At 69.1% G+C, this 12,112-nt stretch carries 12 protein-coding genes; 3 read left to right on the top strand and 9 right to left on the bottom strand.

The annotated features are described in order from the left end of the window. Nucleotides 1–4: 4 nt before the first annotated feature. From AC1DY7_RS00625 to AC1DY7_RS00595, 7 genes are all read right to left on the bottom strand, one after another. A complete protein-coding gene (locus AC1DY7_RS00625) occupies nucleotides 5–1,264 on the bottom strand; it encodes a hypothetical protein (protein WP_477491710.1) in 1,260 nt (419 codons plus the stop codon). A 226-nt stretch (nucleotides 1,265–1,490) separates the two neighbouring features. Then, nucleotides 1,491–2,177, bottom strand: coding sequence for a two-component sensory transduction protein RegX (gene regX, locus AC1DY7_RS00620; protein ID WP_477491709.1), 687 nt, complete (start codon nucleotides 2,175–2,177; stop codon nucleotides 1,491–1,493). Further along, nucleotides 2,177–3,373, bottom strand: coding sequence for a sensor histidine kinase (locus tag AC1DY7_RS00615; RefSeq protein WP_477491708.1), 1,197 nt, complete (start codon nucleotides 3,371–3,373; stop codon nucleotides 2,177–2,179). The genes regX and AC1DY7_RS00615 overlap by 1 nt, the downstream gene beginning before the upstream one ends. Nucleotides 3,374–3,496: 123 nt before the next feature. Beyond that, entirely contained in the window at nucleotides 3,497–4,240 is a 744-nt protein-coding gene (locus AC1DY7_RS00610) for a phosphoglyceromutase (RefSeq protein ID WP_477491707.1), read from the bottom strand. 53 nt (nucleotides 4,241–4,293) lie between these two features. After that, nucleotides 4,294–4,797, bottom strand: coding sequence for a type III secretion system chaperone family protein (locus AC1DY7_RS00605; protein WP_477491706.1), 504 nt, complete (start codon nucleotides 4,795–4,797; stop codon nucleotides 4,294–4,296). Continuing rightward, nucleotides 4,794–6,125, bottom strand: a complete 1,332-nt coding sequence (mshA, locus tag AC1DY7_RS00600; protein ID WP_477491705.1) for a D-inositol-3-phosphate glycosyltransferase — start codon at nucleotides 6,123–6,125, stop codon at nucleotides 4,794–4,796. Before mshA ends, AC1DY7_RS00605 begins: the two co-directional genes overlap by 4 nt. A gap of 27 nt (nucleotides 6,126–6,152) precedes the next feature. Further along, the gene (locus AC1DY7_RS00595; RefSeq protein ID WP_477491947.1) at nucleotides 6,153–7,397 is read right to left on the bottom strand and encodes an ROK family protein; all 1,245 of its coding nucleotides are present in this window, start codon (nucleotides 7,395–7,397) and stop codon (nucleotides 6,153–6,155) included. A 253-nt stretch (nucleotides 7,398–7,650) separates the two neighbouring features. Here AC1DY7_RS00595 and AC1DY7_RS00590 point away from each other — a divergent pair, with 253 nt between their 5' ends. After that, nucleotides 7,651–8,400 carry an SDR family oxidoreductase gene (locus tag AC1DY7_RS00590; protein WP_477491704.1) on the top strand — a complete coding sequence of 250 codons (750 nt, stop codon included), beginning with the start codon at nucleotides 7,651–7,653 and terminating at the stop codon, nucleotides 8,398–8,400. Here the strand turns inward: AC1DY7_RS00590 and AC1DY7_RS00585 are convergent. After that, nucleotides 8,384–9,739, bottom strand: a complete 1,356-nt coding sequence (locus AC1DY7_RS00585) for a L,D-transpeptidase (RefSeq protein ID WP_477491703.1) — start codon at nucleotides 9,737–9,739, stop codon at nucleotides 8,384–8,386. The genes AC1DY7_RS00590 and AC1DY7_RS00585 overlap by 17 nt on opposite strands. Before the next feature lie 6 nt (nucleotides 9,740–9,745). Then, nucleotides 9,746–10,801 (bottom strand): UDP-N-acetylmuramate dehydrogenase, encoded by a 1,056-nt coding sequence (locus AC1DY7_RS00580; protein WP_477491702.1) that lies wholly within the window; start codon nucleotides 10,799–10,801, stop codon nucleotides 9,746–9,748. 25 nt (nucleotides 10,802–10,826) lie between these two features. On the opposite strand from AC1DY7_RS00580, the gene AC1DY7_RS00575 reads away from it, so the two are divergent. Next, on the top strand, nucleotides 10,827–11,333 hold the full coding sequence (locus AC1DY7_RS00575; RefSeq protein ID WP_477491701.1) for a DUF2505 domain-containing protein: 507 nt from the start codon (nucleotides 10,827–10,829) through the stop codon (nucleotides 11,331–11,333). After that, nucleotides 11,330–12,109, top strand: a complete 780-nt coding sequence (locus AC1DY7_RS00570; RefSeq protein ID WP_477491946.1) for a class I SAM-dependent methyltransferase — start codon at nucleotides 11,330–11,332, stop codon at nucleotides 12,107–12,109. Before AC1DY7_RS00575 ends, AC1DY7_RS00570 begins: the two co-directional genes overlap by 4 nt. Nucleotides 12,110–12,112: the final 3 nt, after the last annotated feature.

The raw sequence follows: 12,112 nt of genomic DNA, 5'->3' as shown, positions 1-12,112 counted from the left end.
CGGCTCAGCGCAGCAGAGCGCCACGCGTGCAGGCCACCGCGACGGGTGCACCGCTCAGGTTCGTCGTGACGGCGACCTCATCGAGGGTGTCATGACCGATCCGGGTCACCACCAGGATCTGGTCGGCGAGTTCGGCGATGTCGACCACCTGCGACGACCCGGTCAGTGATCCGCCGTCGACGATGACGCTGCCCAGTTCACCCGAGCTGATCAACTCATCCACCGTCGCCTTGACCGCTGCCGAGTCCTTGCCGTTGAGCTCGGCCATGCCGAGCGACCCCGCGGACACGTGTTCGCCGGCGGCCGCGTGCAGCAGCCGGGCCACCTCGGTGGCTCCGGAGCCGTCGGTCGCACCGACCACCAGGATCACGCCGATGCGGGGCTGCGGCAGCTGGCTGTAGAGCGCGCGGGCCACCTCGAGCGACCGCCGCGACTTCCCGATCTCCACCACCGGGGCGATGACAGGCACCGGGTCGATCTCGCGCTGCAGCTGTCCCACGGAGGAGACGACATGGGACCGGCTGCGCCAGACCAGCGTCGCACCGAGGGCCACCAGACCGCCGAGCAGGGCCCCGCCGATACCGCCGAGCAGCTTGGTGCTCTGCCCCGCACTGGATTGCGCCACAGTGGTTTCCACGGGCTGGATGCCGGGGGCACGGTCGATCTGGGATTCCAGGGCCACCCGCTTGCCGTCGAGATCCTTGGTGCGCTCGTTGAAGACGGCCTCATCGAAGGGCTCACTCTGGGTGGCGGCATCCGCGACCGCCTGCTGACGCAGTCGCACGACGGCACCGTTGACGGCGTCGAGCGCGGACTGCACGCGCACCTTGTTCAGGTCGTAGACATGTCCGCCGTACACCTTCAATGCCACGTCCACCGTCCGCTTCGCGGCATCGGGTGTGGGTTCGGTGGCCGCGATGGCGATGATGGCGGCCTGGCCCTGCTGGGTGGCCGTCAGGGCGGGCGATGCGTCGCCGCCCAGTTCCTTGGCGACGGCGTCGTGGAAACCGCTCGACGTCAGGTAGGCGACCTCGCCCGCGAGATAGCCCTGCAGGGTGTCCGCGGGCATCGGGCTGTTGGTGAGGATCTGATTGGGGTCGACCGGCGGGTCGATACGGACCTGGGTGGTCGCCGTGGTGGCGTCGGCGGTGATCGACAACGCGACCAGTGTGCCGATGATCGCACCGAGTACGACGCCCACGAGGGTTGCCGGCCACATCGGCGTCAGCAATCCGTAGACGGTCGCCCGTAGCCGTTTCCGCATTTCGACTCCCCTGTCCTCCGATTCGACTTCATAGTACGGACGGAAGTCGTCAAAGCGAATTCAAGAATGTTTGCTTGAACTCACAGCGGAGCCTATCTGCGCTACTAAAAGGTCATAAAAGCCCAGCACCGAGGTAGCTCATAAGTTGCCGAGCGACCATGGTGCCGCTATGCGACTGTGACCGATTCAACGCCTCAAGCGCCCGTGGGCGCCACCCAGGGACGGCCTATCCCTCGAGTTTGTAACCCAATCCGCGCACCGTGACAAGGTGCACCGGGTTTGCCGGGTCGGCCTCGATCTTGCTGCGCAACCGCTTGACGTGCACGTCGAGGGTCTTGGTGTCGCCGACGTAGTCAGCACCCCAGACGCGATCGATGAGCTGCCCGCGGGTCAGCACGCGGCCGCTGTTGCGCATCAGGTACTCCAGCAGGTCGAACTCCTTGAGCGGGAGGGTGATGGCCTCGCCGTTCACGCTGACGACGTGCCGCTCGACGTCCATCCGCACCGGGCCGGCCTCCAGCACACCGTCCCCGGAGCCGGTCTCGTCGGTCTCCGCCCCGCGTCGCAGCACCGCGCGGATGCGGGCGATCAGCTCGCGCGCCGAGTACGGCTTGGTGACGTAGTCGTCGGCGCCCAGCTCCAGGCCGACCACCTTGTCGATCTCACTGTCGCGCGCGGTCACCATGATGACCGGCACGCTGGAGCGGGACCGCAGCTGCTTGCAGACGTCGGTGCCACTCATGCCGGGCAGCATCAAATCGAGCAGGACGATATCCGCACCCACCCGCTCGAACTCCGCGAGTGCCGACGGGCCGTCGGACACCACGGTGGCCTCGAAGCCTTCCTTGCGCAGCAGGAAGGCCAACGGATCGGCCAGGGACTCTTCATCCTCCACGATCAGCACACTGGTCATCAGTCTCGTTCGTCCTCTCGGTCGTCTCGTTCATACGAGTCGTCGTCGGTATCGGGGTATGCCGGAATCGACAGGGTGAACGTCGAGCCGGTGCCCGGCTGACTCCACAGCCGGATGGTGCCGTTGTGATTGGCTGCGACGTGTTTGACGATCGCCAGGCCCAGCCCGGTGCCGCCGGTGGCGCGCGACCGAGCCTTGTCCACCCGGAAGAACCGTTCGAAGACCCGCTCCTGGTCGGCGCGGGCGATGCCGATGCCGCGGTCGGTGACCGCGATCTCGATGTCGTTGCCGCGCCTGCGTCGGCTGATCGACACACTCGACCCGTGCGGCGAGTAGGCGATGGCGTTGGAGACCAGGTTCGCGATGGCGGTCACCAGCAGACCCTGGTCACCCAGCACCCGGTATCCGGTCGGCGCGTCGGTGGTCACGGAGATCTCGGCGCTGTCCGCGGGCACCTTGTGCCGCGACAACGCCTCCGAGACGACGGTGTCGACCTCCACCACGTCGAGGTCGGGCAGGGGTTCGGCGCCTTGGAGCCGGGACAGTTCGATCAGCTCGCCGACCATGCTGGCCAGCCGGTGGGATTCGACGAGCATCTTGTCGGCGAACCGGCGCACGGTCTCGGGGTCGTCGGCCGAAGCCTGCAACGCCTCGGCGAGCACCCCCATGGCCCCGACCGGGGTCTTGAGCTCGTGACTGACGTTGGCGACGAAATCCCGGCGGGTGGCCTCCATGCGGGCCTGCTCGGACTGGTCCCCGACGAACACCACCGCGAAGCGCCGGTCATCCTCGGTGAGCAGCCGCACGTGACCGCGCACCGACAGGCCGGAGCGGCCGGTGGCCTGGCGTTTGCGGGGCGACAGGTCGATGTCGACGTCGTCGCCGCCGGCCAGGCAACGCTGCACGGCCTGCCAGGCCCGCTCGTCGAGCAGCCGGTCCCGCACCAGGCCCAGTTCGGCCGCCTGATCATTCATGTAGACGACATCGCGGAACGCGTCGACGACGACGATGCCCATCGGCGAGAGCCCCACCACGTGGCTGAGCATCTGGGAAACGGTGATCCCGCCCTGCTCGGCTTCGCGACGTGCTCGTCGCTGCTGCCTGACGCGAGATACGGCGGCTCCCGCCGCCGCGCCGATGACGAGCGCGAACAGCGTCACGGCTGCTGTCAGCAGCAGCACGGATGCCACACTCACGCGGAAATCGTACGCATCCGGTGAACGCCATCCCAGCAGCGTGAGGCCAAATCGGGACAAGTCACACAAGCAAACACAGGAGTTCGGCCCGCGTTCACCTGAGTTAACCGGCTATTTGCCGGATTACTTCTTGGCACCTTGCGCGGCCACCGCGGCCGCACCCGCCGCCGCTGCTTCGGGATCGAGGTAGCGCCCACCGGGGACGGTGGGCTTGAGGTCGGCGTCCAGCTCGTAGAGCAGCGGGATGCCGGTCGGGATGTTCAGGCTGACGATGTCCGCGTCGGACATCCCGTCCAGGTACTTGACCAGGGCGCGAAGCGAATTGCCGTGCGCGGCGATCAGCACGGTCTTGCCGGCCTTGAGGTCGGGCACGATGTCCTGCTCGAAGTACGGGACGAACCGGGCCACCACGTCGGCCAGGCATTCGGTCAGGGGTCCGCCGCCGATATCGGCGTAGCGCGAGTCGCCGTCCTGGCTGAACTCGCTGCCCTTCTCGATGGGCGGGGGCGGCGTGTCATAGCTGCGCCGCCATGCCATGAACTGTTCTTCGCCGTACTTGGCCAGCGTCTCGGCCTTGTCCAGACCCTGTAGCGCGCCGTAGTGCCGCTCATTGAGGCGCCAGTCGCGGTGCACCGGGATCCACAGCCGGTCGGCGGCCTCCAGCGCGAGATCGGCGGTGATGATCGCCCGGCGCAACAGCGAGGTGTACAGCACGTCGGGCAGCACACCCTCTTCGGCGAGCAACTCGCCACCGCGCACCGCCTGGGCCCGGCCCTTGTCGGTGAGGTCGACGTCGACCCATCCGGTGAACAGGTTCTTCTCGTTCCACTGGCTCTCGCCGTGGCGCAGCAGGATCAGGTTCGCCATGGCACAGATCCTCTCATGAGCCGGAGCCGTCTTCCCGGTCGATCAGATTGTGCTTACTCATCTCCGATGAGATGTGCAAAAGCCTCGAGGTTCTTCAGCGACTCGCCGCGCGCCACCCGCCACTCCCATTCCTTCTCGATGGACGTGCGAAAACCCAACTCCAACAACGTGTTGAAGTCCGAGTCCACCGCTTCGAGGACTTGGCCCAGTACCCGGTCGAGCTCGTCGGCGCTGACCGATTCCAGCGCCATCCGGCCCACCAGATAGATGTCGCCCAGGTTGTCCAAGGTGTAGGCCACGCCGTACAGCCTGCGGTTGCGTTTGAGCAGGAACCGGTACACGGACTCGAAGTTCTCGTCCGGTCGGCGGCAGACGAACGCCTCGACCCGCACCGAATGCTCACCGATGCTCAGGATGGTGTTGGTCTTCAGCCGTCGCTCGCCCGGCAGCGCGACCACCAGGCCGGGCAGCCCGCCGTGCGCGCCCTTGTGATGGGCGTATTCCAGGTCGTGCTCCTGCAGCGTCGCCTCGATGAGGTCCTGAACGGGTGAGCTCACGCCCGCACCCCGCGGCGCATGGAGAACCGGCGCCCGCTGCGCCGCACCGTCGCGTCGCGGCGCGGATGCCGCACGCGGTAGTCACCGATGGCGCGTTCGTAACTGGCCAGCAGGCCGTCGACGGTGTGTGCCCAGGAGAAGGTCGCGGCGTGCGCGATGGCCGCCTCGCGCATCCGTTCCGGTCCACCCGCCAACAGTGCGTCGATGGCGGCCGCCCAGTCTTGCGGGTCGTGCCCCTCGACCAGGGTGCCGGTGATGCCGTCGCGAACCGCGACGGGCAGTCCGCCCACCGCGGCCGCCACCACCGGCGTCCCGCAGGCCTGCGCCTCGACCGCGACCAGCCCGAAAGACTCCGAGTAGCTGGGCACCGCGACCAGATCGGCCGCGCGATAGACGTTCACCAGCTGCTCCCGGGACTGGGGTGGCAGGAAGGTGACCCGCTCGGCGATACCCAGTTCATCGGCCAGCCGCATCAGACCGTCGGGCGCGGCCAGGCCGGACCCGGACGGGCCGCCGGCCACCACCACCCGCAATTGCGGAACTCTGGCCACCGCACGCAACAGCACGTCGGGCGCCTTCAGCGGCTGGATCCGGCCCACGAACGCCACGATCCGCTCGTCGGGATCCAGGCCCACCGCGGCCCGTGCGGCCCGTGCGGCCCGCTTGTCTCCCGGCGTGAAGACCCCGAGATCGACGCCGGGATGCACCACGTCTATCTGCGAGCGACTCGCGTGGTGCAGTGAAACCAGTTGCTGCGCTTCGATTTCGGTGTTGACGATGAGGCGGTCCGCCTCGTCGACCACCTGCTGCTCACCGATCGCGCGCATCGCGGGCTCCGGGGTGTCCCCCGCCGCGAGCGCCGCGTTCTTCACCGCGGCCAACGTGTGCGCAGTGTGTACCAGCGGTACGGCCCAGCGGTCCCTGGCCAGCCAGCCGACCTGCCCGGACAGCCAATAGTGCGAATGCACGATGTCGTAGTACCCGGGCTCGTGGTTGGCCTCGGCGCGGAGCACCCCGGCCGTGAACGCGCACAACTGCGTCGGCAGGTCGGTCTTGTCCAGGCCCTCGAACGGTCCGGCGACCACGTTGCGCACCAGCACTCCGGGCGCCACCCGAACGACGGGTTCGTCGGCCGATGAGGTGGCCCGGGTGAAAATCTCGACCTCGACGCCGCGCCGCGCCATCTCGCACGCGGTCTGCAGCACGTAGACGTTCATCCCGCCGGCATCTCCGGTGCCCGGCTGCGCCAGCGGTGAGGTGTGTACCGACAGCACCGCCACTCGCCTCGCCGACGCAGGTATGGCGCTCAGATCGCTGGAAAGACGCACACAGACATGTCTACACCCACGTCTTTGTCAGGCGCCCGCGACGTTCAGCTCACCGCGGCGCAACTGGGCGCGGCGCATCGCGGCGATCGGATCGGCGTAGAGCCCACCCAGGGAAACCACACCGGCACCGGCCTCCTGCACCCGGTTACCGAACGCGGTGACCCGGATGTCGCGGGCCGGCAGCACCGACCGTGCGACGAAGGCCCGCTCCAGCACCTCCATACCCTCCGGGTACTCGGTGAAGGCCTGTCCACCGACCACCAGGTCGTCGGGGTTGAGCATGTCGCGCAGAAGCGCCACGGCTTCACCGAGCACGCGGGCCCGCTCGGCGAGTAGCGCCTGGGCACCCTCGTGACCGCCGCGGGCGGCACGCAGCACCGCCGTCAGCGTCGACGCCGGCCCCTCGGCGGGGATGATGCGTTGCGCACGGGCCGCGGTCAGCACCGCTTCGTCGCTGACGGTGGACTCCAGTTGCCCTGTGCCACCCAGCAATTCGGAGTTCACCGGCAGGGCGGCGATGGTGCCGGGGCCACTGGCGGGCGAGTGCACCCGGCCGCCGATGGACAGCGCGTAGCCCACGGTTTCGCGGGCGTAGACGTAGAGGCTGGTGCCGGTCTGGGTGCCCGGCCTGCGCACCCCGAGCAGCAGTTCGGCGCCGGCCATCGCGTCGACGTGCGAGGCCACCGACACCGGCAGACCGAGCGTCTCGGCCAGCACGGGGCCGACGGGCGCCTCCGACCAGCCCAGCCGCGGGTGGTCCAGGTAGCCGGACACGCTGTCCACCACACCACCGGCGGCCACGCCGACCCACAGCGGGCGCCGGCGATGCCAGCGGCTCAGGTAGCGGCGGGCGCTGCCGGCCAACGAGGCCAGGGCCGCGTTCTGCGTGCCGCGCGGGGTCGGGGTTTCGACGACATCGAGGGTCCGGCCGAACAGGTCGGTCGCGACGATGCTGGTGGTGCGCGCACCGATGTGCAGGCCGAGGGTGAGGAATGGTTCGTGGTTGACCTCGACCGGCACGCGGGGCCGGCCGATGGCGCCGGAGACGGCGAGGTCGGCGCGCTCCCGCAGCACGCCTGCGTCGAGCAGGGCGGTGACCTGGCGGTTCACCGTCGCGATGCTCAGGCCGGTGACCCGGGCGACGGCGTCACGGGCGATCGGGCCGCGCTGGCGGGCGGCCCCGAACACGGCCGCCGCGGCAGCGTCGGCGACCTTCAACGACGGGGCGACGATGTGATGACGGGCCAGCAGGGCGCGCTTGGCGTGGGCCACCGAGGCCGCGGCGGCGGTGTTGGTGGCGATGGGAGCAGAGGCAGCGGTGGCGGTACGCACAGGGGTTGTCCTTTGGGAAGTTTCGACGATGGGGGCTTCTGCCACACCGTCGACTTCTGCAGGACGAAAGTCCGCTAGATCAGTCGGGCGCGGCGGGATGCGCAACAACAACACGCACGCCGCACGAAAACGCGGTTCATCGGACTGGTCTGCAACACACGGTGAACTTAGCACGCCAACTAAAGTTCGGGATATGACTTCGACATCAGCCACCCCCCGCGTCGCCGTGGTCACCGGCGCCAGTTCCGGTATCGGCGAGGCGACCGCCAAAACCCTTGCTGCGCTTGGTTTTCACGTGGTCTGCGTAGCCCGCAGGGCCGACCGTATCCAGGCACTGGCGGACCAGATCGGCGGCTCGGCGATTGTGGCGGACGTCACGTCCGACGCGGATGTGGCGCGCCTGGCCGAAGCTCTGGACGGGGTTTCGGTGCTGGTGAACAACGCCGGCGGGGCCATGGGCCTGGCACCGGTGGCCGACGCCGATCTGGAGCATTGGCGGTGGATGTGGGAGACCAACGTGCTGGGCACCCTGCGGGTCACCAGGGCGCTGCTGCCCAAACTCGTCGACTCCGGCGACGGGCTGATCGTCACCATCACCTCGATCGCGGCATTCGAGACCTATGACGGCGGCGCCGGTTACACCTCGGCCAAGCATGCCCAGGGCGCGCTGCACCGCACGCTGCGCGGTGAGCTGCTCGGAAAACCGGTGCGGCTCACCGAGATTGCGCCCGGCGCCGTCGAAACCGAGTTCTCCCTGGTGCGTTTCGAGGGGGATCAGGACCGCGCCGACAAGGTGTATGAAGGCATCACCCCACTGGTGGCCGACGACGTCGCCGAGGTGATCGGGTTCGTCGCCGCCCGCCCGTCGCACGTCAACCTGGATCAGATCGTCATCCGTCCGCGGGACCAGGCGCCGAACGGGCGGTTCAACCGCCGGGTGTAGCGGCCGGGCTCGTCGTCGTTGTCGGGGCCGTCGTCGTCGGAGTCGTGGTCGTCGGGGTGCCCGACAGGGTCGGCGCATCCGTCGGGGTGGCCGGCGCCGACGCCGGGATGCCCGACGGGGGCTTCTGATTCGTCAGGGCGGACATGGACTTCCACTCATCCCACGGCACGGCCCAGTCCCAGATGTCGCCGTCGGCGTAGGACAGATCGATCCGGGTGCCGGTGACCTCCACCGGGTCGCCGTAGATCGCGCTGTTGAAGTACTGCTGCGAGTTCTCCAGGTTCAGGTTGATGCAGCCGTTGGTGACGTTGGTGTTGCCCTGCGAGCCGACGCTGTTGGGATTGCAGTGGATGAACTCGCCGTTGTTGGAGATCCGCACCGCGAACCGCTCGTGCACGTTGGCATAACCGGCGGCCGGGTTCGTCATGTAGAAGTCCTCGTACTTCTCACTGACGACGTGGACGCCGCTGCGGGTGACGTTGCGATCCAGGTCGCCTTCGCCGTAGCTGCAGGGGAAGTCCATGATGACGCCCTCGTCGGTGATCACCTGGATGCGGTGGCTGGACGCCTCCGCCTTGACCACCTGGCGCCGGCCGATGCTGATGTCCAGCGTGGAATCCGTTGCGCCGAAAGCGTCTTCACCGAACGGCACGCCATACAGCGCGGCCCGCACGTTGATCGTGGCGCCTGCCGGGTAATACTCCCTGGTCCGGTAGTGCACGCGGGAGCCGCCGGCCTCGTCGGGCAGCCAGGCCCAGCCGCCCTCGACGGGCGGGGTGGTGGTGACCTTGAGCGCCTTCTCCACGTCGGCGCGGTACTTGTCGTCGATGGCCGCGTCGAACTGCAGGATGATCGGGGCCGCGACGCCCACCACCTGTCCGTCGGAGAGCTGGAACTGGCCGTTGACCATGGTCTGCGGGTTGATCGTGGTGAAACTGCCGGACAGCTTCACGGCCTGCCCGTCCTTGCCGACCACCGACCCCGCCCAGGTGTACTCGGCGTCGTATCCCAGCGGTTCGGTGACGGTGAAGCCCGTCCGGTCCTGGTTGAGCGCACCGCCGACGGCCTTGCCCGCCGCATTGGTCAGGCTGACGTGCTGGAACCAGCCGTCACTGACGGCGATGCCGATCGGCGAGGTCGGCACGACGTCGTCGGACTTGTCTTCGGGGGTGTAGGTGATGACCGGGGCCGGCGGCGGGGCCGCGGACGGCAGATCGGGCGTCAACGATTTGCCCGCACACGCGGCCAGCAGTCCGGCGCTTCCCGCGGCCAGCACCGTCAGCGCACGCCGACGATTCACTAGCGGGGACGTCTCACCTGCAGGGCTCACGTGGAACAACGGTACCTAGAGACGGCACCCAAGCAGAATCGGTTCGGGTGTGAGATCTATCCCGAATTGGTTGCGCACCCCGTCCCGAACCGTCCTGGCCAGGGCAATCACGTCCGCCGAGGTGGCCTCGCCGCGGTTGGTGAGGGCCAGCGCATGTTTGGTGGACAACGCCGCCGCGGCGCCGGGACCTGGGAATCCCTTGCCGAAGCCGGCCTGCTCGACCAGCCAGCCGGCGGCCAGTTTCACCCCGTCGGGCGCCGGATAGTTCGGCACCCGGCCCGCGAATCCAGCCTGGATGCGCTCGAAGACCTCCGTCGCGACCACGGGGTTGGTGAAGAACGACCCGGCGCTCCAGGTGTCGTGATCCTGCGCGTCGAGCACCATGCCCTTGGCCGCGCGCAGCGCCAGCACGGCCTCCCGGACCCGCAGCGGGTCGGTTCGCTCCCCCGGCGGCACCTCCAGCACCGTCGCGAGCTCGCCGTAGCGCAGGGGCGCGCTCCGCCCGGCGGCGTCCAGGGTGAACTCGACCTCCAGCACCACGGCGTCCGGCGAGTTCTTCAGCACGCTGTGCCGGTATCCGAAACCCAGCTCCGCCGGGGCCACCCAGCGGTCCGCCCCGGTGCGGCGGTCCAGCAGCCGGACCCGCGCGAGGGTGTCGGCCACCTCGGCGCCGTACGCGCCCACGTTCTGTACCGGCGTCGCCCCCGCCGACCCGGGAATACCGGACAGGCACTCCAGTCCGCCGAGGCCGTGCGCCAGGGAGGTCACCACCACGTCGTCCCACAGCGCGCCGGCTTCCGCCCGCACGGTCGCGTCGTGCACGGTGATCTCGGTGTTGGCCACGGCCACCACGGTCAGGCCGGTCAGATCGTCGGCCAGGACCACGTTCGAGCCGCCCGCGAGCACCAGGACATCCGGGGTGATCGGCAGTGCGCGCAGCACGTCGATCAGCTTGTCGGTGGTGTCGCAGGTGATCACGCGATCAGCGACGGGGCCAACCCGCAGCGTGGTCAGCGGCGCCAGCGGGACATCCCGGGCCACCGCCGCGCCCTCGAAAGACTCACTGACCACGGGTCATAACGGTAGCGTGGCTGCCATGCCACGTTCATTCGACATGGCAGCCACCTACGAATGCACCGCCGGCCAGGTCCTCGCGGCGTTCTCCGAGAAGCCGTACTGGCTGACTCGGTTGGAGAAGTCCGGCTGCGATGAGACATCACTGGATGCCCTGGAGACCGCTGCCGACGGCAGCATCGAGGTGGTCACCACCCAGACGGTCCGGCCCGCCAAGCTGCCCGCCGTCGTCACCCAGTTCCACCGGGGTGACCTCACCCTGCGCCGCGTGGAGTGCTGGACCGCGCCGGTGGCCGGCCGTTCCGCCGGGACCATCGAGGGTGACCTGTTGGGCACCCCGGCGCGCGTCACCGCCACCGTGGCGCTGGCCGACACCGCGACCGGCGCCCGCGCCGACGTGCACGTCACCGTCGAGGTGAAGATCCCGCTGGTCGGCGGGAAATTGGAGAGCTTCCTCGGTGGCCAGCTGGTCGACTTGCTGCGCCTGGAGCAGGTCTTCACCAGCAACTGGATCAAGGACCACGGCTGAACAAGCCCATCGGCCACGCGACCCGGGGCACCACCGGATACAACCGGCTGCGCCGCAGCGACCGCTGGCTGGTGCACTCTCCTGCAGTGCGCGCCGCGTTGCTGACCGCCGCCGAACCGTTGGTCGTCGACCTGGGCTACGGTGCGCTCCCGGTCACGACGGTCGAACTGGCGGCGCGGCTGCGGACGGTGCGCGCCGATGTCCGCGTCGTCGGCCTGGAGATCGATCCGCAGCGGGTGGCCACCGCCCGGGCGGCGAACACCGATGTCGAATTCGCCCTCGGCGGGTTCGAGCTGGCGGGCCTGCGGCCGGTGCTGGTGCGGGCGTTCAACGTGCTGCGCCAGTACCCCGTCGACGAAGTGGACGCCTCGTGGGCGCAGTTGCGCGGGCGGCTGGCCCCGGGCGGGCTGATCATCGACGGCACCTGCGACGAGGTGGGCCGGCGCTGCTGCTGGGTGCTGCTCGACGCGGCGGGGCCGGTCAGCCTGACGCTGGCGTGCGACCCGTTCGCCATCGAGCGTCCCTCGGATCTGGCCGAGCGGCTACCGAAAGTGCTTATCCACCACAATGTTCCGGGTCAGCCGATCCATGAGTTGCTGAGCCTTGCCGACCGCGCCTGGGCCGGGGTGGCCGGCCACGGGGTGTTCGGCCCGCGGGTCCGCTGGCGCGCGATGCTCGACGAGTTGCGCGCCCAGGGGGTCAGCGTGCAGGCGCCGCGGCGGCGGATGCGCGACGGCGTGCTCACCGTCCCGTGGGAGACGGTCGCGCCGCATTAGTCT

This window comes from Mycobacterium sp. P2_H7 (assembly GCF_056403275.1).
Note: the sequence above shows the minus strand (reverse complement) of the source record. Positions and strands in the feature narration are given on the sequence as shown.

Coding starts and splice junctions, on each gene's coding strand:
- AC1DY7_RS00625 (WP_477491710.1), bottom strand. CDS start 1,264: ATGCGGAAACGGCTACGGGCGACCGTCTACGGATTGCTGACGCCGATG.
- regX (WP_477491709.1), bottom strand. CDS start 2,177: ATGACCAGTGTGCTGATCGTGGAGGATGAAGAGTCCCTGGCCGATCCG.
- AC1DY7_RS00610 (WP_477491707.1), bottom strand. CDS start 4,240: ATGGCGAACCTGATCCTGCTGCGCCACGGCGAGAGCCAGTGGAACGAG.
- AC1DY7_RS00590 (WP_477491704.1), top strand. CDS start 7,651: ATGACTTCGACATCAGCCACCCCCCGCGTCGCCGTGGTCACCGGCGCC.
- AC1DY7_RS00575 (WP_477491701.1), top strand. CDS start 10,827: ATGCCACGTTCATTCGACATGGCAGCCACCTACGAATGCACCGCCGGC.